The 23,339-nt window shown below is 44.9% G+C and carries 26 protein-coding genes; 11 read left to right on the top strand and 15 right to left on the bottom strand.

The window, feature by feature from the left end; genetic code table 11:
- Positions 1-6 precede the first annotated feature (6 nt).
- Positions 7-663, top strand: a complete 657-nt coding sequence (locus AC1DCV_RS20115; RefSeq protein WP_477024838.1) for an RNA polymerase sigma factor — start codon at positions 7-9, stop codon at positions 661-663.
- A 2-nt stretch (positions 664-665) separates the two neighbouring features.
- On the opposite strand, the gene AC1DCV_RS20110 is transcribed toward AC1DCV_RS20115, so the two are convergent.
- Together AC1DCV_RS20110 and AC1DCV_RS20105 are read right to left on the bottom strand one after the other, a co-directional pair.
- Positions 666-1,151: a MarR family winged helix-turn-helix transcriptional regulator gene (locus AC1DCV_RS20110; protein ID WP_477024837.1), complete on the bottom strand. Its 486-nt coding sequence runs from the start codon at positions 1,149-1,151 to the stop codon at positions 666-668.
- A gap of 19 nt (positions 1,152-1,170) precedes the next feature.
- Positions 1,171-3,618 (bottom strand): outer membrane beta-barrel protein, encoded by a 2,448-nt coding sequence (locus tag AC1DCV_RS20105; RefSeq protein ID WP_477024836.1) that lies wholly within the window; start codon positions 3,616-3,618, stop codon positions 1,171-1,173.
- A gap of 323 nt (positions 3,619-3,941) precedes the next feature.
- On the opposite strand from AC1DCV_RS20105, the gene AC1DCV_RS20100 reads away from it, so the two are divergent.
- Complete coding sequence (locus AC1DCV_RS20100) at positions 3,942-4,685, top strand: hypothetical protein (protein ID WP_477024835.1); 744 nt, start codon at positions 3,942-3,944, stop codon at positions 4,683-4,685.
- Positions 4,686-5,077: 392 nt separating this feature from the next.
- Positions 5,078-5,776 (top strand): TMEM175 family protein, encoded by a 699-nt coding sequence (locus AC1DCV_RS20095; RefSeq protein ID WP_477024834.1) that lies wholly within the window; start codon positions 5,078-5,080, stop codon positions 5,774-5,776.
- Between the two features lie 48 nt (positions 5,777-5,824).
- Here the strand turns inward: AC1DCV_RS20095 and AC1DCV_RS20090 are convergent, their stop codons facing one another.
- Positions 5,825-6,496 (bottom strand): hypothetical protein, encoded by a 672-nt coding sequence (locus AC1DCV_RS20090; RefSeq protein ID WP_477024833.1) that lies wholly within the window; start codon positions 6,494-6,496, stop codon positions 5,825-5,827.
- A 245-nt stretch (positions 6,497-6,741) separates the two neighbouring features.
- On the opposite strand from AC1DCV_RS20090, the gene AC1DCV_RS20085 reads away from it, so the two are divergent.
- Positions 6,742-6,987, top strand: coding sequence for a hypothetical protein (locus AC1DCV_RS20085; RefSeq protein WP_477024832.1), 246 nt, complete (start codon positions 6,742-6,744; stop codon positions 6,985-6,987).
- Between the two features lie 52 nt (positions 6,988-7,039).
- A complete protein-coding gene (locus tag AC1DCV_RS20080) occupies positions 7,040-7,297 on the top strand; it encodes a hypothetical protein (RefSeq protein ID WP_477024831.1) in 258 nt (85 codons plus the stop codon).
- A gap of 58 nt (positions 7,298-7,355) precedes the next feature.
- Here AC1DCV_RS20080 and AC1DCV_RS20075 read toward each other — a convergent pair whose 3' ends face one another.
- A complete protein-coding gene (locus AC1DCV_RS20075) occupies positions 7,356-7,925 on the bottom strand; it encodes a dihydrofolate reductase family protein (protein ID WP_477024830.1) in 570 nt (189 codons plus the stop codon).
- Between the two features lie 12 nt (positions 7,926-7,937).
- On the bottom strand, positions 7,938-8,282 hold the full coding sequence (locus AC1DCV_RS20070; protein ID WP_477024829.1) for a DUF1801 domain-containing protein: 345 nt from the start codon (positions 8,280-8,282) through the stop codon (positions 7,938-7,940).
- 190 nt (positions 8,283-8,472) lie between these two features.
- On the opposite strand from AC1DCV_RS20070, the gene AC1DCV_RS20065 reads away from it, so the two are divergent.
- From AC1DCV_RS20065 to AC1DCV_RS20040, 6 genes are all read left to right on the top strand, one after another.
- The gene (locus tag AC1DCV_RS20065) at positions 8,473-8,802 is read left to right on the top strand and encodes a hypothetical protein (RefSeq protein ID WP_477024828.1); all 330 of its coding nucleotides are present in this window, start codon (positions 8,473-8,475) and stop codon (positions 8,800-8,802) included.
- A 118-nt stretch (positions 8,803-8,920) separates the two neighbouring features.
- Complete coding sequence (locus AC1DCV_RS20060; RefSeq protein ID WP_477024827.1) at positions 8,921-9,127, top strand: hypothetical protein; 207 nt, start codon at positions 8,921-8,923, stop codon at positions 9,125-9,127.
- A gap of 190 nt (positions 9,128-9,317) precedes the next feature.
- Positions 9,318-9,524 (top strand): hypothetical protein, encoded by a 207-nt coding sequence (locus AC1DCV_RS20055; RefSeq protein WP_477024826.1) that lies wholly within the window; start codon positions 9,318-9,320, stop codon positions 9,522-9,524.
- A 72-nt stretch (positions 9,525-9,596) separates the two neighbouring features.
- Positions 9,597-10,769, top strand: a complete 1,173-nt coding sequence (locus AC1DCV_RS20050; protein WP_477024825.1) for a DUF4221 family protein — start codon at positions 9,597-9,599, stop codon at positions 10,767-10,769.
- Complete coding sequence (locus AC1DCV_RS20045) at positions 10,744-11,205, top strand: hypothetical protein (RefSeq protein WP_477024824.1); 462 nt, start codon at positions 10,744-10,746, stop codon at positions 11,203-11,205. The genes AC1DCV_RS20050 and AC1DCV_RS20045 overlap by 26 nt, the downstream gene beginning before the upstream one ends.
- 217 nt (positions 11,206-11,422) lie before the next feature.
- Positions 11,423-12,751: a DUF3472 domain-containing protein gene (locus AC1DCV_RS20040; protein ID WP_477024823.1), complete on the top strand. Its 1,329-nt coding sequence runs from the start codon at positions 11,423-11,425 to the stop codon at positions 12,749-12,751.
- 74 nt (positions 12,752-12,825) lie between these two features.
- On the opposite strand, the gene leuB is transcribed toward AC1DCV_RS20040, so the two are convergent.
- The 10 genes from leuB to AC1DCV_RS19990 form a co-directional block, all read right to left on the bottom strand.
- Complete coding sequence (gene leuB / locus AC1DCV_RS20035; RefSeq protein WP_477024822.1) at positions 12,826-13,899, bottom strand: 3-isopropylmalate dehydrogenase; 1,074 nt, start codon at positions 13,897-13,899, stop codon at positions 12,826-12,828.
- 19 nt (positions 13,900-13,918) lie between these two features.
- Positions 13,919-15,442, bottom strand: a complete 1,524-nt coding sequence (locus AC1DCV_RS20030; protein ID WP_477024821.1) for an alpha-isopropylmalate synthase regulatory domain-containing protein — start codon at positions 15,440-15,442, stop codon at positions 13,919-13,921.
- A 19-nt stretch (positions 15,443-15,461) separates the two neighbouring features.
- Entirely contained in the window at positions 15,462-16,058 is a 597-nt protein-coding gene (leuD, locus tag AC1DCV_RS20025) for a 3-isopropylmalate dehydratase small subunit (protein ID WP_441574824.1), read from the bottom strand.
- Positions 16,059-16,099: 41 nt separating this feature from the next.
- Positions 16,100-17,503: a 3-isopropylmalate dehydratase large subunit gene (gene leuC, locus AC1DCV_RS20020; protein ID WP_477024820.1), complete on the bottom strand. Its 1,404-nt coding sequence runs from the start codon at positions 17,501-17,503 to the stop codon at positions 16,100-16,102.
- Between the two features lie 430 nt (positions 17,504-17,933).
- Entirely contained in the window at positions 17,934-18,377 is a 444-nt protein-coding gene (locus tag AC1DCV_RS20015) for a hypothetical protein (protein WP_477024819.1), read from the bottom strand.
- 110 nt (positions 18,378-18,487) lie between these two features.
- Positions 18,488-19,597 (bottom strand): ABC transporter permease, encoded by a 1,110-nt coding sequence (locus tag AC1DCV_RS20010; RefSeq protein WP_477024818.1) that lies wholly within the window; start codon positions 19,595-19,597, stop codon positions 18,488-18,490.
- The gene (locus AC1DCV_RS20005; RefSeq protein WP_477024817.1) at positions 19,594-20,700 is read right to left on the bottom strand and encodes an ABC transporter permease; all 1,107 of its coding nucleotides are present in this window, start codon (positions 20,698-20,700) and stop codon (positions 19,594-19,596) included. The genes AC1DCV_RS20010 and AC1DCV_RS20005 overlap by 4 nt, the downstream gene beginning before the upstream one ends.
- A gap of 9 nt (positions 20,701-20,709) precedes the next feature.
- A complete protein-coding gene (locus tag AC1DCV_RS20000) occupies positions 20,710-21,453 on the bottom strand; it encodes an ABC transporter ATP-binding protein (protein ID WP_477024816.1) in 744 nt (247 codons plus the stop codon).
- 11 nt (positions 21,454-21,464) lie between these two features.
- Positions 21,465-22,382: an ABC transporter ATP-binding protein gene (locus AC1DCV_RS19995; protein ID WP_477024815.1), complete on the bottom strand. Its 918-nt coding sequence runs from the start codon at positions 22,380-22,382 to the stop codon at positions 21,465-21,467.
- Positions 22,379-23,329, bottom strand: a complete 951-nt coding sequence (locus AC1DCV_RS19990) for an HlyD family secretion protein (RefSeq protein ID WP_477024814.1) — start codon at positions 23,327-23,329, stop codon at positions 22,379-22,381. The genes AC1DCV_RS19995 and AC1DCV_RS19990 overlap by 4 nt, the downstream gene beginning before the upstream one ends.
- Positions 23,330-23,339 lie beyond the last annotated feature (10 nt).

The raw sequence follows: 23,339 nt of genomic DNA, 5'->3' as shown, positions 1-23,339 counted from the left end.
TAAATCATGAGCCCACTTTCGCAAGCACCAGCAGATATTGACAACGAGATTATCAATAAGATACTGGCAGGAGACAAAAGACAATTTGAGCAGCTGATGCGCCGGCACAATACAAGTCTTTTCAGGTTGGGGATGTCTATCCTGAATAACGATGCCGATGTAGAAGATGTGATGCAGACGACTTATATCAATGCCTATCAGCACCTGGCCAGTTTCAGACAAGAGTCGGCTTTCGGCACCTGGCTGAAAAGAATATTGATTAACGAGTGCAGTCAGCAGTTGAAGAAAAGAAAGAAAGTGGTGAGTGAAGAGATATCTGTATTAGATGATCATCCGGTCAGCATGGCCGAAATAAAAGAATCTCCGGTGACGAAAGTAATCAACAAAGAATTAGGTACTGCGTTAGAACAGGCGCTGTTGCAGGTCCCGGAAAAATACCGACTGGTGTTTGTGATGCGCGAAATCGAGCAGCTGAGTACTGCTGAAACCAGCCAGGTGCTGAATATTTCCCCGGTCAACGTTAAAGTACGGCTGCTGAGGGCCAAGCTGATATTGCGTGGTAAAATATCCGACTATTATAAAAACGACCTGGTGTTCCCTTTCCATCTCATCAGATGCGACCGGATAGTGAACAACGTCATGACTCACCTGGGCATCGTATAGCCTCAGGCATTTTCTACGAGACTAATTTTTATACGCTTATACATACTGCGTTCATCTAAAGATTTTTCCAGTTCAGTCAGTACCTGTAACAGGTCTGCACTGGCGGTGGCCAGCCATTTCCTGTTTTCTTCTTTGATGACGTTTAAAATAGGTCCTATCTTTTTATGCATTTGTTTTCCTGCCGGCGTCAGCGAAATCAATCGTCTCCGGGCATCTTTACTATCGGTAGTGGTTTTTATAAGGCCGTTTTCCAGCATCTGATCGGCAAACTGCACTACCGCAGGGTGGCTTAACTGCAAGGCTGCCGATATTTCCGTTACCGCCATTACTTTCTGCCGGCTCAGGAGCTCCAGTATCAGGTACCATTTCGCTTCAAAGTCCAGATCGGACTCTTTATATATCAGGCTTACATCCTGAGAGAGGCGCTCGCTCAGCCGTTTTAAACGGGTAGCGAGCGCCAGTTCTTCCAGTTCATTAACTAAGTTCATGGGGTGAATTTATAAATTTTTATCCGGCCCTTCGCTTTTCTTCATCTGCACCGCCGGTTTTTCTTCTGGCATTACCGGAAGTAGTGCCGCCAAATTTATAATTGAACGTAATCGTGGCCACCCTGGTATCTCTTTTCTGTTTAAACGTTTCTCCGTAACCGGTCAGCCTGGTAACGGCATTGGTTTGGTTGGTGAAAAAGATATCATTGACATTTATTTTGAGAGATGCTTTCCGGTTCCATAGCTGCCGCTGGGCGCCGGCATTGATGAACCAGAAGCTGCCCACATCAAGGAAGCCGTAGTAGGTCCTGCTTTCGTAGTTGCCGGTAATTTCCAGTGTAGTAACACTGTTAACAGTAATGGTATTCACGGAGTTGAAATTGAAAGCTACGCGGCTTACATCCAGGTTGGTATTTGCCAGGTTACCGCTGTAGCGGCCATAGTAAACCAATGCTGTGTTAGTGCTGCTAAACCATTTACCGATCGTTACCGGGAAGCCAAAACTGAAATTGTAGTAGTCATATTTAGCGAGGTTCTTATCGGTTTGCAATACAGTACCGGGTTGCACATCCGGCGCTAAAATGGTAAGCATATTATCTTTTGTTCTGCTGTAGCCTATTTTGGTAATGTATTGTTCCTTGAAAGTATGCGTCAGCTCAAATGAATTCGTGATTTCGGGTAGCAGGAAAGGATTGCCTGTGGCAGATGTCAGCGGGTCCAGGAATACCCGGAACGGGTTTAACTGCCGGTAAGAGGGGCGTTCTATCCGGCGGCTCATGGACAACCCCAGGTCATGCTTTTCATTGAATTCATAGCCCACATAGCCACTGGGAAAAAGCTGCGTATAATTCCGGTTAAATGTTTCCGAGTTGATGACCTGTTTGCCGTTGGCATTGGTATTTTCCATCCTCAGGCCCAACTGCAGACTTAAATGCTTCCATTTTTTTGAAGCATTTACGTAGGCCGCGTTGATATTCTCTTTGTAAATAAACTGGTTACTCTTCCCGGTATCCAGCTTATTACCGCCATTACTTCTGTCGAAGAATTTCACATCATTATCTGATTCTACCCAACTGCTTTTTATGCCTGCATCCAGTTTAACGCCGGTGTTTTTCAATGGCTGCGTATAATCTACTTTGAAAGACCGGATACTCAGGTTGCCGTTTAAATCACCGAAAAGCGCATAGACGGACCTGTTTTCTATATTATTTACATCGAAGTAGTGCGTATTATAACGTTGTGTTTCATCGGAGCTGAAGCGGGCGTAATCCAGGTCAGCGGTGATCTCTCTGCCGCTGGTATCCAGTGTTTGCTTGTAGTTCAGGTTAATACTCCCGTTGTTCCTGTTAGGAAGATTATTGCCCAGGGTAGTAAATGAGCCGGTAGGCTGCTGCTGTGCATCGATCGTATGTGCCACACTGTTAGTGCCTATCTTGTTGGCAACGAATATGCCGTTGGCAGCAACTCCAACAATAATATTTTTTCCGATGTTGTAGTCGGCGCCTAAACGGGCATTATGAACATTACTCTGGTATTTGAAGAAGTTATTATAATTAATACCGCCAGTATATACCTCTTTGTTATCATAGAACTGCCTGTAGATGGTCAGGTCATTCAGATCCTGCCGCCAGCTATAATTATAAGATCCGAATACATTGAGGTTTTTATGTTTACTGTTGAAGTTAAAAGAAGGATTTAATTTAGGATACATCCCTTGTCCATAGCTGAGCGACACATTCCCATTCGTACCGGCCTTTTTCCCTTTTTTCAGGCGTATGTCGATGATGCCGGCATTGCCCGCCGCATCGTATTTGGCGGAGGGGTTGGTAATCAAATCGATGGTCTCGATCTGGTTAGCGGACATATTTCTCAGCATATTGGCCAGGTCCTGTCCTGACATGGGTACCTGTTTACCGTCAATCATCACCAGCACGCCCTGTCGTCCCCGCATGGCAATATTATCATTCTGATCAATGGTAATACCCGGGGCTTTTTCCAGGACTTCCAGGGCGGTACTGCCCGCGGAGGAAATGGAGCCGGAAACATTCAGTATGGTTTTATCATACTGCTGTTGCACAAAAGGCTTGTTGGCTACGATAGTCGCTTCCTTCAAACGGGTGCTGCCGGCCTGTAAGGTAATGGTGCCCAGCAGGGTGTTTTTATCATGTAAAAAAGGGGCTGACTGGTAGGGGGTGAAATACATACTTTGCGTTAGCAGCAGGTAATTACCGGCGGGTATGTGTTCAAAATTGAATTTACCAAGACTGTCAGCATACTCTATCTTCACCAGCTTTTTATCTCCGGCATGCAGCAACTGGATCACTACCTCTTTAACCGGGGCGTTTTCTGCGGAGGTGAGCTGACCGCTAATATTGAAAGTCGGCACTTTGGCCTGCGAATAGCTTTTATTTATGTAAGTTGTTACGGAAATTATAAGGGCAAATAGCCAGGTGTATTTCTTTTTCATTCTGGGATAATTTAATGCTTAAATGTAGGCTGTTTAATGGTTTTATTGGATGTATTTACACCTGCGGTAAATGTAAGGACTTACGGAGTATTTTTTTAATAGGAGCGGTAGGAGGGAACTAACTCAGCATTAAATGCCAGGGCATGCCAATTTCAATATTCTCTAAAGGCCCATACACTCGCATTTGTCATTCTCAAATCCCTATTAAACTGTCTTTGAATATTATATAATATCCATTACACTCCCTTTAGCTAATCTTCAATTTGCTCCGAAAAGAGGTTCCCTGAATTATGTTATATTTATAGTAATCAAAATAATCTCCCATGGCAAAACAAATGTCTATCCTTCCTTTTACGGGAAAACTCGGCAATCTCATTGGGTATAAACGCAACGGCGAATACTTCCTGCGCAGCATGCCTCAAAGCGTGCAGCAAACGGCTGCTACCCGTCGCGCATCCCGGCGCTTTGGCATCGCCAGCAGGAAAGGTGCTTTTATCCGTCATGCTTTTTACGGCAACCTGGATATCCATTGTGACGGTGCCCACATCAATCGGCTCAACAGGCTGCTCATTACTGCCGGCGATCATCACGAAGCGATAACAGGCTTCCGATTCAATCAGCATACCGGAGTAGATCGTTTCTTTGCGGTGGCTCCCCGGCTGTGCAGTAACGGAGTATTAAATATTCCCGCACAAACCATCGAAGGGCATAAAGGCATTACTGCACTGGAAGTAAAAGTGATCGCAACGCGTATTGATTTTACTTCACGCCAGGTAACGGGTAGCGAAACGGTGACGCTCATGATAGATCCGGATACCACATTCCAGGAAACAAATGTTTCGCTGGACGTACCCGGTCAGGGTTCACTGGTAGTGGTTTTCCAGGTAAGAGCCCTATACAAAGACGGCCCATCCCGCAGCAGCCAATACATGGCCGCCGATATTATTGCGGTGGCAGCACCACAGGTACTCAAATATGCTCATAAACGCAGGTACCCAAAGCGGAAGATGTTGCTTCCCAACCTCGCCTATACATACGCATATCCAGCCATCATTCAACTGGAATAAAGCAATCCTTGCCCCCGGAGATATTTTGATGAATAACCCCTTTATACCTGCTTCCTTTAAATAGTATATATCTTCCCTCAACTACCCCCTGGTACTGAAGCAGCGTTGCTATGGCCAGTTCTGACCTCCATCCGTCTGCTGATGCAATTTCATCCCTGTTATACATCCGGAACTCATCCCCGCATCAAGTCCACCTCTCCTGCAGGGCTTCTATAGGAACTTAGCGGGTGCTAAGCATCGCATAGACGGAGCTTGCATAATCACAATACACTTTTGCAGTGTAATCATAAGTCCAACAAATATGTGAATGAATAAATAGTAAATGAATTGTACTTTTGGCGAAATAAATAACCAATTAACCAATAAAAATCAACCTTAACTGTAGCCACCTTATGTCTCATTCCAAAACAGCCTTTCAGCTTGAACGCCTGATTCTTTTCAGTGATGCCGTATTTGCCATTGCCATCACGCTGTTAATTATTGAAATAAAGATCCCTCATTTGCTGCCGGAGTATACCACGGCGCAGGTCATTGATACTTACCTGGAACTAACACCCAAGTTCCTCGGCTTTTTTGTCAGCTTTTTCTTTATTGGATTGTATTGGACGGTGCATCATCAGTTGATGGGCTACCTGGTAAACTACAATCCGGGGCTGTTATGGCTTAACTTACTCTTTTTGGTTTCCATTGTATTGTTTCCATTCAGTACGGCGCTGGATAGTGAGTATGCGGGTTCTAATTTCATCAGCCCGTTCCTGATATACACGATGAACATAACTTTTTCAGGAAGTATGATTGTGGTATTATGGAGATATATCAGCAATCCGAAGTATCAGTTGAGCGAAGGGCTGGACAACCGCTTGTTTGTGCAGTATCAGCAAAAGAGAGCGCTGACAGTTCCTGCTGTTTTTATAGGTGTGTTCCTGCTGGGGTTATTGTTGCCCTTTCATAGCATGAGCCGTACGCTCTTAGTCGTTATTCCATTTATTATGCGGTTTTTGAAACGGGGTTACGATCGGAAGATGAAGGCTTTGGAGTTGAAAGCGGCAGCAGTACCGGTAGAGGAGGAAGTAATTACCAGGGAAGAATAGTGACAGGGGGGAATGGAGCAGGGGCATACCCGCTCCATTCCCGGGTTTCTATCTGCCTTTAAACGGATCTATACCATTTTTCTTCCAGTCCATCAGGATGTAATAAACGGCCCATCCTACTTTGTAGGTCACATCTTCGCCAATAAATTTCTCATCGGGCTTATTATTTTTTTCATTGAGTCTCTTTTTAGGATTGCAGAGCCAGCCGCCCATGCAATACAAATGGCAAAAGCCTACCTGGTGCATGTATTCATGACATATGTTGGCCGTCAATGCATAGGCAAAAGAATGGAACTCCGGCATGTTTTCCTGGATTGGGCGGTACCAGGCGGTCGTAAAATACGCGCCTGGACTTGTTAACCCGAGCGGACCATCTTTCTCTTTTAATTCAAATCCCATTTTCACATCGCGCTCTTTAAATAATGTATCGAGCACTGTCTTACCTGATATCCGTCCTTCAGTGGCAGCGGGTATTTTGGCGCATCCTTTACAATAGCTTTTACAGTTAAACGTCATATTGCCAATTTCTTTCTGGAATTCGGCAGAGTTGAATATCACCGTAGCCATTTTGAATGCACTATCTACCTGTTTCCGGATGATGGGATCAGTAGTAAAGTAGCTGGCTTTGCTGGCATCTAATGTGATGGAGATGGTCCGGTTGTCCTGCGCCTTTAGACTTTGAAAGGCCAGTAACAGGAAGAAGAAGGAGAGTTGTTTCATTTCTTGAATTAAGGAGACTAATGTAAGTATTTTTTAAAAACCATCATTAGATCCATTTGGGGAGCTATCGTCATAAGACTACAATATTGCTCACAACACATACATTACACCTCCTTATGTCAGCTTTGTTATAAGAGAATACAGAGTTGAATTTTCTGATACCAACTTTATGATTTTTCCATTGCTGGTAATAAAATGGTAGTTATATTTCCATTGTAAAATAACCATCATAAAACAGATCTTTTATGAACAACACCATTTACCCTGAATGGTATGAAAAACCATTCAATCTTACCCCCGAAGAAATCTCAGACCCCTCACAGGTACTATCTAACTTTTGCTGGCAATATTCCCCGGCTGAAGTGAGAGCGAAGTTGAAAGACTGGTACGCCGCTTCCTTATCCGATGAGGCGGCAGACAACAGATCCATTTTTACCATGTATGAAAGTGTTGAAAAACTGATCGAGGCAGTATACCTGATCAATGCATAAAGCTTCCATCGCGTTGCCCTCCATACATCCAAACAATCATTTAAAATTATTTATGATGAGTAACGCGCAAAATGTATTATTGAACCTGCACACATTATTGTCCCGCTTACCGGTTTCTTTCAGGGAAAAGGTGTGTGAAGAATGTAGCTGGAGTGTCCCCACTTTCTATAGAAAAGTAAGATTGAAGGACATCAGGGAGAAAGACGGCAAAGTCGTTTATGCGCTAAGCAGCGCAGAACGGGCCATGATATTAAGAGTACTGCAGGAAGTTGTTGTAGCAATGGAGAAAGATTTACAACCCTACCAATAACAAACCCGAATAACGGCGTAGCACATACGCCGTTATTCGGGTTTCATCCAATTCAATATCATTTTACGGTTTCATAGTGCAAACACACTACTCCGCTGGCAAAGGTAGTTGTCTTGAGGAGCTTCAATGATACCGGTGTTTTAATATTTTTGAATAAAGGAATACCTTCTCCCAGTAATATCGGGTTCACAAATAACCAGAATTCATCCACCAGGTTATCCGCCATCAGCGTTTGTGTARTGCCGGGGCTGCCAAACATAATGATTTCCTTCCCTGCTTTATTTTTCAGTTCACTCACCTGTTTGTTGATGTCATGGCCGATGATCGTGGTTTTATCCTTTTTTTGCCCTTCCAGGGTTTTGGATATAACCAGTTTTTCTACCTGGTTATACCAATTGCCGTGCTCAATATCATGTTTGCTGGCATTCGGTTGTTCTGCGGCAGTGGGCCAGTAAGCATCCATCATATCATAGGTGACGCGACCGTACAGGGCTGTATCTGCCGCATTGGTACGGTCAGAAGCATAGTCAAACAGGTCGGCATCTACCTTGATCCAGTTCATTTCTCCATTAGGACCGGCTACAAAGCCGTCCAGGGAAACATGCATAAACGAAACAATCTTTCTCATGTAATATATTATTTAGAGTGATTTACTGGTTTGTTTTAAGAAATCGCCCAACTGCTTATAGTCTACCGCCTGACCATCTTTAATAGTAGCCGTTTTCCGGTCAGGGGCGGTGGTGGACTGAAAGTAACCTTTTATTTCTGCCAGTTCGGTGGCATTAAACAGCATAAACGATAATTTGTCTTTTGCGGCCGAAATAACGGCGGCATACTGCCCGTTCTTCAGGTAGTGCGGCTTGCCGTATTGGAGCCGCTCTTCGGCATCAGGAATCGTTTTAAGGACCATCTTACGAAGGGTGGTGGCAGCTTCCTTTTGCCAGGGCTGTAACTTTTCAATATACTGAGTAACTTCCGGGTTCATATACGTTGTTTTTAGATGACACAACAAACTTACAGCGGAAAAGTAAATTGGAACAGGTGTAATCAGGACAATTAGCGGGGCAATTACGTCAAAGCTGATAAAGGACCCCAAAGTGCCTTTCTATTTAAATATAATTATCTTCACCCACGAAGCGGATCACGTTTCCTTTTAAGACTATTCAACACCGGACATGCTTTCAGATACCACACGCCAGACAAAAATCTTTCCTGCCTTACGATTACTGCTTTTTATCCTGGCTGTCCCCGTAGCCTTTGTGGCTATGAACTTTTACAACGGCACCGCCGTAGAAGGAGCTATTTATGTGCATGCGCACCCGCAGACCTATCTTTTAAGCCGTATCATCCCGTTTGCTCTCTATATGCTGTTTTCTTCATTACTGCTTTTTGGCATTGGGAAGATGTGTAAAAGGAAAGTTCCTACTATTACTTATGCATGGTTAGCATTTCCTCCGCTACTGGCTTTCTTTTTCATCCTGGTAAATATGGGTTACCAGGCTTAATATTTCCACTGCAGCCTGATGGCAGTCAACATACTTAAATTAATGTACTGTCTGACCGTTAACCCGGTTACCTGTTAATTCGGCACGTGCTGCCTTCCGTCAACTAAAAACATATAATATGAAAAAGACCCTTATTCTTTGCTGCCTCGCTATTTCAACCGCTATGCTGTTTTTATCCGGTACTACTTCCGGAAAACCCTGTCAGGACGATCACCACGGTAAGCGTGGCAAATGCAGAACGACCGTGATAGATGGCGTTTATTATTTTGATTGCGTAACACCAGTAGATCCGTTAGACACCGACTGCTCCGTGTATGTACAGTAACAACTGATGTATCAGCAGGTAAGTAGCCCGTTTATCTATCTGCTGATATTCACCTGTTGGGATCATTATCATGCTTGTTATCTGGTAGGATGCATCGTGCACATGTAGCAATGAAAACCTTAAAACCGACAATACACCTGACCATCCTGTTTCTCAACGTTAGTTTTTCCTCACACTTAAACTATATAATATGAAAAAGACCCTTGTTTTTTGTTGCGTGGCTATTTCAGCCGCTATGCTGTTTTTATCCGGCGCCACTTCCGGAAAACCATGCCAGGACGACCACCATGGCCTGCGCGGCAAATGCAGAATTACCGTTGTAAATGGTGTATACCATTATGATTGTGTGACACCTGTAGATCCATTAACAACAGACTGTACTTACTACGTACAGTAACAGCTCATTCATCAGCAGGTAAATAGCTTGTTTATTTACCTGCTGATATCTACTATCCTGTTAAAAAATGCTATGCGATCATTATTGTTCCTGTTACTTTGCTGGGTAGCCATCAGCGCCTGTAATAATGAAAATATTAACACCTGGTCAAACTGTAGTAAGACAAGCGAGAAAGTGATTCCACTACGTTTATCCTTTAACGATACCCTTAACCTGTTCCTGGATAGTATGATGGTGATGGGCATATCTACCCCCATCGATTATCATGAACAGGGACATATCCTGTATTCATTGGATACCTATAACAAGCGCCTGTTGAAGTATACAATAGATACGCCGGGGCAGGTTATTAACCCGGAGATCCTTTGCCAGGTGAACCTGAAAGAGAAAGTCACCTACTTTAACTATATTTCCCCGGATAGCCTCCTCCTGTATGCTTATGGATCAGCCAAATTATTTTTTTACGATATCTCCAAAGCAGCAGTTTATAAAGAGCTCACCTTCCTGGATAAAGTAGCCGGCATGCCACAAGGCATAGAAGCGGCGCCTCCTTATGCGAATCCTTCTTCACCTATCTTTTTTAAAGAAGATAAAATTATTGGCGCGGGATTCCTGCTGGGGGAAAAAGAGAAAGATAACTTTAACGGCCGTACGATTTTTGCTGCCATTGACAGGGCCGCCGGCAGGCCATCCTACCACATTCCTTATTCTGAGGTATACCGGGAGCACAACTGGGGCGGATCCCACCTGCGCACGCCTTATACTACCTGCAACGCACACACGAAAGAAATGGTGCTGAGTCTCCCTGCTGATCATCATCTCTACGTCATTGACAGCAACTGGAAGGTAAAGACCGTAGTAGCCGGTGCTGCAGATAGCATCTGCATTACATCCATGAACCTTGCAAAAGGTAATGAGAAAGTACTGGACGCGGAAGTGGCTTTACAATACTACCTGGGTACGCCATCGTACCGGAATATTATCTACGACCCCTACCAGGATCGTTATTACCGCCTGCTGGAAAAGCCACTGGTACCCGATAAAACAGGCGCCATGCCATTACCCGGAAAGCAATGTTACCTGATTGCTTTTGACCATGATTTTAAATACCTGGGAGAAGGACAACTACCGGATGGGCTGGCACTGGATAATTTTTTTGTTACCCGGGAGGGGGTATACTTTCTTAATCTGCGTAATAAAAATCAAAACATCGCTCAATATGTTCAATGCAAAACCGATAGGTAAGGGACTGGCATTTTTACTGCTAATACTTTTCGCCAACAGTTGTAAGGAGCAGTACGGGTCGCTGACCAGTGCCATTAAAAAGATAGATCCGCAAACCCTGCCAACAGGGAGTTACGTTATTATTCCCAACCAGGGATGTGAAGGCTGTATCAGTACGGCGGAAGACTTTGTAAAGAAGCATTATGCCACGAGTGAAGGTATCCGGTATATTTTTACGCGCATACAATCCGCAAAACTATTGAAAATAAAATTAGGCAGTGAAGTAATAAACAGCAGCAAGGTACTGCTGGATACAGCAAACATTATTGTTTACCCCGATAAAGCAAAAGCCATCTATCCCATGATTATAAAGATGTCAGATGGACATATTGCTGGTATCACTTATCAAAGCCCCGACTCCGATGGGTTTGCGGAACTACTAAAAGCACCGCACTAGGATTTTTAAAATAAAAAACTTATCTTGATTATATCAACGTGAATAGGAGCAAACAACCAAATTCTGAACAAGGCATATAAATAGTGCCGTAATTCCGTGAACATGAAAAATCAACCCGCTGTCATTATGAGCCATCTCAGATGGTGTTTTCATTTGCATGAAAAACCTTGTCTATAAGCACTCTTTGTCTATCCAAAACCAATTAAATCCATTGACAATGAAAATGAATTCCCGTATGTGGTATGCATTTGCCATATCCACTTTTTTACTTTTTTCCTGTAGCAAAAACCTGAAAGAGACCATACCTGCCGCCAATGCAGCCGGGCTTGTCACGCCACGTTCTGTACCTGCCGCATCCAGTTATGATGTGCCATTGGCCGGAAATGCTTTTGTAACCACCGCGGCAACGGGTGGGGCAGAGGTGATCACCAGCAATGGTTTGGGTAACTGGACCAGCGCCAGCGCCATCACCAGCACGTATTTCAGACTGGCCCTCACCGGTACGCTGAATGTATCCATTAAAATGAAAGTACCCTCCGGTACGAGTAACATCAAAGTAACTGTAAATGGTACTGCCTTTACCAAAACAGTTACCGGCAACGCCTATACGACTTATAGCATCGGATCGGTAAACATCACTGCTGCCGGCTATGTAAAAGTAGATGTACAGGGCGTTACCAAAACCGGTAGCTATTTCGGCGATGTTTCCCATGTGGTTATCAGCGGCGCAGCCACTGCCAACAATGTGGTATATGCCAACGATGCCGCCAATTACTACTGGTCCAGACGTGGCCCCTCCGTGCACATGAATTATACCATCCCTTCCGGTACTACGGCAGAATGGTTTTACAACGAATTAACGGTGCCCACCGGAGAAGATAAAATCGGCTCCTATTTTATGAGTAATGGTTTCTCCGGCGGCTATTGCGGTATCCAGGTAAACAGCGCTACTGAAAGAAGGGTATTGTTTTCTGTATGGGACCCCTCCGTAGGCACTACTACGCTGGTAAGAAAAGGTCCCAATGTGGTAGATAACTCATTCGGCGGGGAAGGTACCGGCGGACAAAGCTACCTGCTCTTCAACTGGCAGGCTGGAACTACCTATAAATTCCTGACACATATTGTTCCCGATGGCTCCGGCGGTACGGATTATTCTTCCTGGATTTTTACGCCGGAAACAAGCACCTGGCGCTTCCTGGCTACCTGGAAAAGACCTAATACGGTGAGCTATTATACCGGTGCCCATTCTTTCCTGGAAAACTTTATCGACAACAATGGCTACTACGGCAGAAGAGTACTGTTCAACAATCAATGGGTACGATCTACCTCCGGCACCTGGACAGAGCTCACCGGCGGCTACTTCACCGCAGATGCTACGGCTACCAATGATCAGCGCAGGGATTATGCGGGTGGCATCGATGGCACTACCGGCGCTTTCTATCTGAAGAACGGCGGCTTCTTTGCCAATTATGTAAATTATAATACCAGCTTTACGCGGACGGCGAACGGTCTTACACCTACGGTGAATTTGACTACGCTGCCGTAAAGAAAGCGGTGCTTATAGGCAACAAAAAGGCGGTCTCTTTTTAAGGAGACCGCCTTTGTTTTATATCCAATTCCTTACAAAAACTTCAATACTTCCGCACCCATGGCCTCTGTACCAAGAATTTTATCTGCCGGCGTTTGGGCGTCAGCGATATCCCGTGTACGGAAACCGGCTTTCAATACTTTATCTACTGCACTGATCACTTCATCAGATTCTGCTTTCATGCCAAAGGAAATATCCAGCAGCAGGGCGGCAGATAGGATAGAGGCCAGCGGATTAGCTACACCTTTGCCGGTAATGTCGTGCGCAGAGCCATGTATAGGCTCGTATACGCCGGTACCATCGCCGATAGAGGCAGAGGCCAGCATGCCCATAGAACCGGCTATCTGGGAGGCTTCATCGGTCAGGATATCACCAAACAGGTTAGCGGTTACCACCACATCAAAACGGCGTGGGTCTTTTATCAGCAGCATGGCGGTAGCATCTACAAACTGATGTTCTACTTCAATATCCGGATATTCAAGGGCTACCTTTTGTACTACTTCTCTCCAGAGACGGGAAGTTTCGATCACGTTAGCTTTATCTACAGAACACAGCTTTTTTCTCCTGGTTCTTGCGGCTTCAAAAGCTTTGCGGGCTATACGTTCCACTTCATAACGACTGTATTCAGCAACGTCGTAAGCGGTGTCGCCATTGTTTTTTCTTCCCTTCTCTCCAAAATATATATCACCTGTCAACTCGCGGAAGAACAGGATATCCGCACCTTTTAATATTTCAGGTTTGATGCTGGAAGCGCCTAATAATTCGTCAAACAATTTGATAGGACGGAGGTTGGCATACAGTCCCAGCTCCTTGCGCATTTTCAGCAAACCTTGTTCTGGTCTTACTTTAGCAGAAGGATCATTGTCGTATTTCGGATGACCTACCGCGCCGAACAATACCGCATCAGAGTTTCTCATTTTTTCGAGCGACTCATCCGGTAAAGGATTGCCGGTAGCTTCAATGGCTACATGCCCGATCAGTGCTTCATCATAGGTAAACGTATGTCCGAACTTTGCAGCAATTTTATCCAGGACTTTTTTTCCTACTGCGGTTACTTCCTGTCCGATTCCATCACCGGGAACGATTAATATATGTTTGGTTGCCATTCAGTTATTGTTGGAAAGTTTAAATTAGGTTCAGCATTTTCAGTGTTGCCTTGATAGCAGATACGGTTTGGTCGCTATCCAGCCCCCTGGTTTTGAATTCTTTTTCATTTCTTACCCAGGTAATGATGGTTTCACATAACGCATCACTTTTACCGCCCGGAGGAATGCGTACGGCGTAGTCGGCCAGTGGCGGGAGTTCCACCTTCAGTTGTTTATACACCTTTTTCAGGGCATTCATGAACGCATCGTATTGTCCGTCGCCCTGTGAATGCTCTTCAAAGACTTCGCCGTTAATAGAAATCCTGATGGTAACAGAAGGGTTCATGTTTTTGGAGTGTGTGAGTACATAGTTTTCTAAGATCACATGCTCCTCAATACGGTTACTGTCCAGTACATCGGAAATGATATAGGGTAAGTCCGCCTGCGTCAGCACTTCTTTCCGGTCGCCCAGTTCAATGATACGCTGCGTTACCTTTTTCAGATCGGGGTCCGACAGTTTAATGCCCAGCTGTTGCAGGTTGTTTTCTATATTGGCTTTGCCGCTGGTTTTACCCAGTGCATATTTACGCTGACGGCCAAAACGTTCCGGCATCAGGTCGCTGAAGTAAAGCTTATTCTTTTTATCACCATCTGCATGGATGCCGGCAGTTTGGGTGAATACATTTTCGCCTACAATAGGTTTGTTCACCGCTATGCGGAAACCGGAAAATGTTTCTACCAGTTTGCTGACAGTATACAGAGAGGTTTCTACTACAGATGTTTTCACAGAAGGTAAAAAGTCGTGCAGCACTGCGATGGCGCTGGCCAGCGAGGCGTTGCCTGCTCTTTCTCCCATTCCGTTAATCGTTAAATGAATGCCATGGGCGCCGGCTTTTACACCTTCGAGTACATTGGCGGTGCCCAGGTCGTAGTCATTGTGTGCATGGAAATCGAAATGAATTTCCGGATAGCGTGTTACAATGGAAGACACAAATTCTTTTACTTCATCCGGTGTAAGTACCCCGAGTGTATCGGGTAACATGATCCTTTTTACAGGCTGGTGTTGCAGGAAGTCGAGGTATTGGAATACATATTCCCGGGAATGTCGCATACCATTGCTCCAGTCTTCCAGGTATACATTGCATTCCAGCCCTTTTTCATTGGCCAGTTTAATAACGGCTGCTACTTCTGCAAAATGCTCAGCTGGTGTTTTCTTTAACTGGTGTGTTAAATGATTCAGCGAGCCTTTGGTGAGCAGGTTCATTACTTTGGCGCCGGCCTGCAGCATCCATTCTACGGATACATTGCCGTCTACAAAGGTTAATACCTCTACTTTATTTAAAAAACCATTTTCCTTTGCCCATTGGGTAATTGCCTGAACTGCCGCAAATTCACCGTCAGATACACGGGCTGAGGCAATTTCAATCCTGTCAACTTTTACTTCTGTCAGTAAAAGCTGTGCAATGGTTAACTTCTCAGAGGGTGAAAAAGAAACACCGCTGGTTTGTTCACCATCGCGGAGTGTGGTGTCCATTATTTCAACGTGGCGCTGGGTCACTGGCATAATCGTTTTTATGGAATGTTTAGTACAGACTCTTGTCGGCGAATAATTTTATTTCGTCTTTCATGGCCTGCAGATAATCAATATCATCATAGCCATTCATCATGTTCAGCTTTTTGTAGCTGTTGATGGCAAAAGATTCACTTTCTCCGGTGGCAGGGATGGTGATCGTTTGTGCTTCCAGGTTAACTTCCACTTCCGCTTTGGGATCTGCTTCAATGGCAGTAAAGATCTTGTCAAGGAACTCAGGGCTTACCTGTACAGGTAATAAGCCTACGTTCAAAGAGTTGTTTTTGAAGATATCGGCAAAGAAGCTGGATACTACGCAACGGAATCCGTAGTCGTAGATGGCCCATGCAGCGTGCTCACGGCTACTGCCGCTACCGAAGTTTTTACCACCTACCAGGATTTTACCGGTGTAGATAGGATTGTTTAAAACGAAATCTTTTTTCGGTGTGCCATCTGTTTCATAGCGCCAGTCGCGGAACAGGTTATCACCGAAACCTGTACGCTCTGTGGCTTTTAAAAAACGTGCGGGAATGATCTGGTCCGTGTCCACATTTTCAATTGGCATGGGTACTGCGGAACTCCTCAATATTGTGAATTTATCGTAAGCCATTTTTTGAGTTGTATCGTGATTATTGTTGAATAGGAAAGGGTTTAAGCAATCAGTTCTCTCGGATCAGTTACCACACCGGTTACTGCTGCTGCTGCCGCTACCAGCGGACTGGCCAGCATTGTTCTGGAGCCTGGTCCCTGTCTGCCTTCAAAGTTCCGGTTGCTGGTACTTACGGCGTATTTGCCGGCAGGTACTTTGTCATCGTTCATCGCCAGGCAAGCAGAACATCCGGGCTGACGCAGCTGAAAACCTGCTTCTGTCAGTATATCCAGGATACCTTCTTCTTTGATCTGTTGTTCTACGATATGTGAACCGGGAACGATCCAGGCAGTTACATGTTCTGCTTTCTTTCTTCCCTTTACAATAGAGGCAAATGCACGGAAATCTTCAATACGTCCGTTGGTGCAGCTGCCGATGAATACGTAGTCTACTTTTTTGCCCAGCATCGCTTCGTCTTCATGGAAGCCCATGTACTGCAATGATTTTTCGTAGCTGGATTTGCTGTCACCCACCAGTGCGGCAGGAATATGTTTGGTAATGCCCATACCCATACCCGGATTGGTACCGTAGGTGATCATGGGTTCTATATCTGCAGCATCGTAGGTATATTCCATGTCAAAGGTGGCACCTTCTTCTGTTTTCAGCGTTTTCCAGTAGGCGAGGGCTTTATCCCATGCTTCTCCTTTAGGCGCTTTCTCACGTCCTTTGATATAATTGAAGGTAGTTTCGTCTGGTGCAATGATGCCGCCACGGGCACCCATTTCAATACTCATGTTGCAAACGGTCATACGACCTTCCATGCTCATGTTTTCAAACACATCGCCCGCATATTCTACAAAGTAACCGGTAGCGCCTGCAGCGGTGAGCCTGGATATAATATAGAGTGTAACGTCTTTTGGTGTAATACCCTTACCCAGCTTACCAGTTACGTTAATACGCATCTTCTTCGGCTTCGGCTGCATAATACACTGGGAAGAAAGCACCATCTCTACTTCAGAGGTACCAATACCAAATGCAATGGCTCCAAAAGCACCATGGGTAGAAGTGTGAGAGTCGCCACAAACGATGGTCATACCTGGGAGGGTAATACCGTTTTCCGGACCTACTACGTGCACAATACCATTCTTGGGATTACCTAATCCCCAGTGGGAGATCCCATATTTGTTGGAGTTAGTTTCCAGCGCCTTCAGCTGATTGGCGGAAAGCGGGTCTTTTACCGGTAAATGCTGGTTAATCGTTGGCGTGTTGTGATCTGCTGTGGCAAAGGTTTTCTCAGCAAACATCACTTTCAGTCCACGGCTTTCCATACCGAGAAAAGCAACAGGACTGGTTACTTCGTGAATAAAGTGGCGATCGATAAAAAACACATCCGGGCCATCTTCAATTTTCCTGACAACATGCGAATCCCATACTTTGTCAAATAAGGTAGCGGGTTTATTGCTCATTTTTTAAATTTTTAAAAGTAGCTACTTGATTGTTCAAATTTATTCATAAAATCTATTTTATTTCAATATTTTTTCTAAGGATACCTGTGAAATGGTAGTAAAGAAGCAGCAGGAGCAAGCGTTTGAGCCTATTTTACTATGTATTTGGCTGATAGTCAGCAGTATGTAATTTTTTGAGAAGAGAGTTGGTTGGTATCTTATTCTGGGTTGCGGGATGCTGAAGGGCAATGCCGTAGTACCTGTCAGCAGCGCGGTGCTGTCAGGAGGATAGGAGATATATAGTTGTTATAAATATAATGTGTTTTGCTGTTTTACTGCCCTTTGGGAGAAGTTATTCCGGTTTGCCGTTGCTCCTGATTTGATAACAGCCCCCAAATAGAAAAGAGGGTGCCTTTGGGGACACCCTCTCGAAAATATCATTATCCTGTCATTAATAATTGAACGTAGCCACTGGCGCACCATCCGAAGCGATGTTCACCGTATATTTTTTAAAACCTGTAAATAAGGAGTCTTTTTTTAAGTAGGCCACCACTTTATCAGAAAGCCCTTTCAGTTTTACACTGTCTGTATTGGCCGGCGTAGTAATAATCGCCATTGTCAGTTCCTCTTTTTTTGTATGCGCCATCAACTTTGAAAATTCAGCTGAGCGGGCATCAGTAATCAGCGTGGTATCAAATTTATCCCCGGAATCATTCTGCCCGTTAAAACTGAAATTACAGATGAGCAGGTCATTTTCAAACTCCCGGTTAAAGGCAGCAGAATCTTTTACGAAAGTACTAACCCCACCGCCTATATGAACATTGGTGGTCTGACTGGAACAGGCTGTCAACAAGAAATACAGCGATACAGGCATTAATAAAAGGGCTTTTTTCATTGCACTGGGTTTAGTTGATAAGTGCCTCCTGGCTTTCCTCCAGAAGGTGTACGAATTATTTCGTAGCCGAAGATAATTAAAAATTTCAGGGTGCAAAATTTATATACCTCTCAACTTGTCTTCCTGTAATTAAATATAGCCCAGCCATTCAGTACTACCGCAAATATCACCAGGTATAAAAACTCCCGCTGTACATCCGCGAAGCCGCTGCCTTTCAGAACAATCATCCGCATCACCTTAATAAAATGTGTTACCGGCGTTAAATTGGCGATTACTTTGGCCCAGGCAGGCATACTATCTACCGAAGTAAAAAGACCACTCATGAGCATAAAAATCATGATAAAAAAGAAGGCAACAAACATGGCCTGCAACTGGTTACTGGTATAGGTAGATATCAGCAGTCCAAATCCCAGCAATGCTACGAGATACATAGCGGCAAACAGGTACAATGTAACAAAACTACCTACCGGCCAGATACCATATACCACCCACGCTACGGTGAGTCCCAGCGTAAATACAATTATGCCTACCACCCAGAACGGAATCAGCTTACCCAGTATAAACTCCCATTTCTGAATCGGCGTAACATTGATCTGTTCTATGGTACCGACTTCTTTTTCTCTCACAATATTCAGGGCCGACATAAAGCCGCCGATCAGTGTCAGCAACAATACCAATACGGCAGGTACCACATAGAAGCGATATTCCGCCAATGGATTAAACCAGTTGGAATAAGTGATGTCTATGGTTCCTTCTGGTGCATGACTGCCGGCATTAACAGGAATTTCTTTATTGAAGTCTGCGATCACTGCCTGCAAATAACTGCCGCCTATGGCTGCTTTGGTGCCGTTGATCGCATCTACGGAAACACCCACTTTCTGCACGCCTTCTCTCACCAGGTTACTTTCAAAACCCGCGGGTATTTCCAGCACCAGGTCTGCTTTTTCTTTCTCTATATATTTTAATGCTGCTTTAAAAGACGATTCTGCCGCCACTATCCTGAAATAACCGGAAGAGGCTATTTTGGCAATCATCTGACGGGAATATGGACTGTGGTCATTATCCACCACAGCCAGCTTCACATTTTTTACATCAAAATTCATCGCCAGCGGAAGAATAATCAGCTGTATGGTAGGCAGCGCAAACATCATGGCCAGGATGGTTTTATCCCGGAAGATCTGCTTAAACTCCTTCTTCAGAATATAACGCAACACTTTCATGATAGCCGGGTTTTAAAGTTTCTGAGGGCAATAGTCAGCGCTACGGTAGTCATCCCCAGCAACACCAGTGTTTCTTTCCACACATATTCAATGCCAAGCCCCTTCAGCATCACCGCCTTTACAATCAGGAAATACCAGCGGGAAGGAACCACATTGGCAATCACCTGGAACGGTATTGGCATATTCTCCAGGGGAAACATAAAACCAGTAAAGATCATCGTAGGAATCATCATCCCCATCATCGATATCAGCAGCGCGGTTTGCTGGGAGTTGGTGGTATTGGAAATCAACAACCCCAGTGATAAACAGGTAATGATAAACAACATACTTTCAAGGAAAAGTAAGCCTATGCTGCCTTTGATACCTACATTCAACACAAACACTGCGAGTACAAGGATCAGGATAAAATTGGCGAGCGATAATATCAGGTATGGAATAGCTTTGGCAATCAGTACCATCAATGGTTTGAAAGGAGATACCAGCAGTATTTCCATGGTGCCCAGCTCCTTTTCCCGTACTACTGATACAGAGGTGAGCGCCGTACACACAATCATCAGTACTAGCGCCATTACTCCCGGGATAAAGTTAAGAGAGCCATTGCCTTCTTCATTATATAACATCCTTGCTTCCGGAATAATCATATAAGGAAGGCGTGCCGAGGGGCTGATCTCTTGCTGATAGGCGGTCATGATGGCGGTAATATAATTCACTACTGTTTTGGCGGTATTAGGATCGGAGCCATCTGTAATGATCTGTACCTGCGCCTTTCCGGCATGTTGCAGGTCATTGCCAAAACCAGCCGGAAAAATGAGCGCACATTTGGCCTTGCCTTTCTTAAATGAATCCCTGATGGTGTTATAGTCGATATTGGATTCCTGTACAACAAAATAGGAAGATGATTTTATTTTGCCGATCAACTGTTGTGTATTGATATCCCTGGAATTATCTATAATGGTAAGGGTAATGTCCTTTACTTCACTGGTCAGCGCAAAGCCAAACAGCACAATCTGCGCCACCGGCAAACCAAACATGATGAGTAAGGTCCGCTTATCCCGGAACACATGGAAAAATTCTTTCCTGATAAATGCGAGGAACTGTTTCATAGTGTTATTTTAATCGCCGGATCTTTGGGCGCCACGGGCAAGCTGATAAAAAACTTCATTCATATTTTCTGCCTTGAACTGCGTTTTCAGGTTGGCAGGAGAATCCAGCGCCTCCACTTTACCATCTACCATAATGGTCACACGGTTACAATACTCGGCTTCATCCATATAATGTGTAGTGACGAAGATGGTAATACCCGACGCTGCTGCTTCATAGATCATATCCCAGAACTGTCGGCGGGTAACCGGATMCACGCCTCCGGTAGGCTCATCGAGAAACACGATTTTAGGCCGGTGAAAGATGGCTACTGAAAAAGCGAGCTTCTGTTTCCATCCTAACGGCAGCGCCCCCACGAACTTTTTCGCTTCCGCGGTAAGCCCGAGTTGTTGCACCAGCTCATCGCTTCGTTTCTTTATTTCCGCAGCCGGTACGCCATATACGCCACCAAAAAATTCAATGTTTTCCAGTACGGTCAGATTTTCGTAGAGCGAAAATTTCTGGCTCATATAACCAATATTCTTCTTAATGGATTCCGGTTGCTTGTATACATTGAAACCCGCTACGGTAGCTTCTCCGGAACTAGGGTGGGAGAGGCCGCAAAGGATCCGCATGGCGGTTGTTTTGCCGGCGCCGTTAGCCCCCAGGAAACCAAATATTTCTCCCTTTTTTACATCAAAAGAAATTTTATTGACGGCGTAAAAGTCGCCAAAACGTTTGGTCAGGTCCTTGCAGATGATCACTTTTTCTTCCATGGCAACATGATTTAGGCCTGGTTCATTAACCGGATGAAACTATCTTCTATACTGGGACGAATTAATTTTGCTTCCACATGTGTATGCCCTTTCTGCTCCATGAGTTGCTGTATGGAGGCAATGTCTGTTGCATCATCACGCAGGGTAATATGGATGTACTCCCCAAAAGCGTAGCAGCTCTCAATAGCCGGCTCATTTCTCAGATCCGTGAACAGCTGATATATAATATCAGCCTTGATGGCATATAGTTTTACTGGGAACTGCGCCATAATATGTTCTGGTGTATCCACCGACATAATTTTGCCAGCCTGTATCAGTGCAATCCTTTCGCAAAGCACGGCTTCGTCCATATAAGGCGTTGATACCACAATGGTAATGCCCTGTTGCTTCAGGTTTTTCAGCATTTCCCAGAACTCTTTACGCGACACTACATCTACGCCGGTGGTAGGTTCATCAAGAAACAATACTTCCGGCTTGTGTATCAGGGCGCAGCAGAGGGCCAGTTTTTGTTTCATGCCACCGGAGAGTTTGCCGGCGCGGCGGTTGCTGAATGGCTTGATCTGTTCGTAAATATCTTTGATCAGCTCATAGTTGTCTGCTATGCTGCTGCCGAAGAGTGTGGCAAAAAAATCCAGGTTTTCTTTTACGGTAAGGTCCTGGTATAGCGAGAATTTACCGGGCATATAACCTATTCTGCTCCGGATCTTTTTATAGTCTTTCACACAGTCATAGCCCTGCACGCTGGCAGTACCTTTGTCCGGCAACAATAGGGTAGTGAGTATGCGGAAGAGAGAGGTTTTGCCGGCACCATCAGGGCCGATCAGCCCAAACAGTTCACCTTCGGCCACCTGCAGCGATATATCATCTACCGCCAGCACTTTGCCCTTGTCGTAAGTCTTTGTAATATGATCCAGTACGACAGCGCTCATTTTTTATCGGTTTTAATCAGCATTTCGCCATACATGCCTATTTTCAGATAGCCATCATTTTTCACCCTTACCTTGATCGCATACACGAGGTTGGCCCGTTCGTTTTTTGTCTGAATGGTTTTAGGGGTAAACTCAGATTTATCTGATATCCAGGTGATATCACCGGTATATGTTTTATAGTTCTTTTCTCCCTGGTCAATGCGGGCCTGTACGGTTTGTCCCAGTTTAATGGCCGGCAGTTTGTCGCCGGTGATATAAGCTTTGAGGTATAAGGTGTCAATGTTGGCAATCTTATACAGGGCTTTTCCGGTAGCGGCCATTTCTCCTTTCAGGGCGTACCTGGTGAGTACCACGCCGGTAACGGGATTAATGATTTGTCCTTTATGTATCTGCTCTGCATATTGGGCAAGCGATTTTTCCAACGGTGCTTTTTCGCTGAGGATGGTCCGGTTTTGTGTGGAGGTATTCGAGTCGTTCAGCTTTATCTGTTGCCGCGTTACGGCCAGTTGTCGTTCCAGTTGTTCAATCAGCGCATTGATATCATCCAGTTGTTTCTGGGTGGCAGCGTCGCTTTTTACCAGGTTCTCCGTTCTTTTTCTTTCCCGGTATTGCTGCTCCAGCTGGGCTTCCTGCACCAGCAGTTGCCGTTTTACCAGTTCTGTTTGCGGAAAAGGGTCATGGGTTTTATCTTTCAGGGCGTTGATGGATGCCAGCACCTGTTCCCTTTGCAGGGTAGGGATGGTCACATCAATTTGTCCTACGTTTTGTCCGGCAGTTAATTTGTCGCCTTCCTGTACGGAGAAGTCGAGCAGCACGCCGGTTTGCTGGGCAGATACGATGACTTCATCTGCTTCAAAGTTGCCGGAGGCATCATAGTCGGGTTTGCCGTTGCCACAGGCATTTATCAACATCACAGCAGCCAGACCGAGTATTATGTTGTATTTCATATGCAATAAT

This window comes from Chitinophaga sp. 10T418 (assembly GCF_056394125.1).
The sequence above is the reverse complement of the archived record's forward strand: the minus strand, read 5'-3'. Positions and strand labels throughout refer to the sequence as shown.

Excerpts from the sequence above, each read along its gene's own strand:
- AC1DCV_RS20040 (WP_477024823.1), top strand. The coding sequence starts at position 11,423 with ATGAAAATGAATTCCCGTATGTGGTATGCATTTGCCATATCCACTTTT.
- leuB (WP_477024822.1), bottom strand. The coding sequence starts at position 13,899 with ATGGCAACCAAACATATATTAATCGTTCCCGGTGATGGAATCGGACAG.
- AC1DCV_RS20070 (WP_477024829.1), bottom strand. The coding sequence starts at position 8,282 with ATGAACCCGGAAGTTACTCAGTATATTGAAAAGTTACAGCCCTGGCAA.
- AC1DCV_RS20045 (WP_477024824.1), top strand. The coding sequence starts at position 10,744 with ATGTTCAATGCAAAACCGATAGGTAAGGGACTGGCATTTTTACTGCTA.
- AC1DCV_RS20005 (WP_477024817.1), bottom strand. The coding sequence starts at position 20,700 with ATGAAACAGTTCCTCGCATTTATCAGGAAAGAATTTTTCCATGTGTTC.
- AC1DCV_RS20115 (WP_477024838.1), top strand. The coding sequence starts at position 7 with ATGAGCCCACTTTCGCAAGCACCAGCAGATATTGACAACGAGATTATC.
- AC1DCV_RS20090 (WP_477024833.1), bottom strand. The coding sequence starts at position 6,496 with ATGAAACAACTCTCCTTCTTCTTCCTGTTACTGGCCTTTCAAAGTCTA.
- AC1DCV_RS20050 (WP_477024825.1), top strand. The coding sequence starts at position 9,597 with ATGCGATCATTATTGTTCCTGTTACTTTGCTGGGTAGCCATCAGCGCC.
- AC1DCV_RS20085 (WP_477024832.1), top strand. The coding sequence starts at position 6,742 with ATGAACAACACCATTTACCCTGAATGGTATGAAAAACCATTCAATCTT.
- AC1DCV_RS20060 (WP_477024827.1), top strand. The coding sequence starts at position 8,921 with ATGAAAAAGACCCTTATTCTTTGCTGCCTCGCTATTTCAACCGCTATG.
- AC1DCV_RS20100 (WP_477024835.1), top strand. The coding sequence starts at position 3,942 with ATGGCAAAACAAATGTCTATCCTTCCTTTTACGGGAAAACTCGGCAAT.
- AC1DCV_RS20015 (WP_477024819.1), bottom strand. The coding sequence starts at position 18,377 with ATGAAAAAAGCCCTTTTATTAATGCCTGTATCGCTGTATTTCTTGTTG.
- AC1DCV_RS20030 (WP_477024821.1), bottom strand. The coding sequence starts at position 15,442 with ATGCCAGTGACCCAGCGCCACGTTGAAATAATGGACACCACACTCCGC.
- AC1DCV_RS20095 (WP_477024834.1), top strand. The coding sequence starts at position 5,078 with ATGTCTCATTCCAAAACAGCCTTTCAGCTTGAACGCCTGATTCTTTTC.
- leuD (WP_441574824.1), bottom strand. The coding sequence starts at position 16,058 with ATGGCTTACGATAAATTCACAATATTGAGGAGTTCCGCAGTACCCATG.
- AC1DCV_RS20080 (WP_477024831.1), top strand. The coding sequence starts at position 7,040 with ATGATGAGTAACGCGCAAAATGTATTATTGAACCTGCACACATTATTG.
- AC1DCV_RS19990 (WP_477024814.1), bottom strand. The coding sequence starts at position 23,329 with ATGAAATACAACATAATACTCGGTCTGGCTGCTGTGATGTTGATAAAT.
- AC1DCV_RS20010 (WP_477024818.1), bottom strand. The coding sequence starts at position 19,597 with ATGAAAGTGTTGCGTTATATTCTGAAGAAGGAGTTTAAGCAGATCTTC.
- AC1DCV_RS20065 (WP_477024828.1), top strand. The coding sequence starts at position 8,473 with ATGCTTTCAGATACCACACGCCAGACAAAAATCTTTCCTGCCTTACGA.
- leuC (WP_477024820.1), bottom strand. The coding sequence starts at position 17,503 with ATGAGCAATAAACCCGCTACCTTATTTGACAAAGTATGGGATTCGCAT.
- AC1DCV_RS19995 (WP_477024815.1), bottom strand. The coding sequence starts at position 22,382 with ATGAGCGCTGTCGTACTGGATCATATTACAAAGACTTACGACAAGGGC.
- AC1DCV_RS20110 (WP_477024837.1), bottom strand. The coding sequence starts at position 1,151 with ATGAACTTAGTTAATGAACTGGAAGAACTGGCGCTCGCTACCCGTTTA.
- AC1DCV_RS20105 (WP_477024836.1), bottom strand. The coding sequence starts at position 3,618 with ATGAAAAAGAAATACACCTGGCTATTTGCCCTTATAATTTCCGTAACA.
- AC1DCV_RS20055 (WP_477024826.1), top strand. The coding sequence starts at position 9,318 with ATGAAAAAGACCCTTGTTTTTTGTTGCGTGGCTATTTCAGCCGCTATG.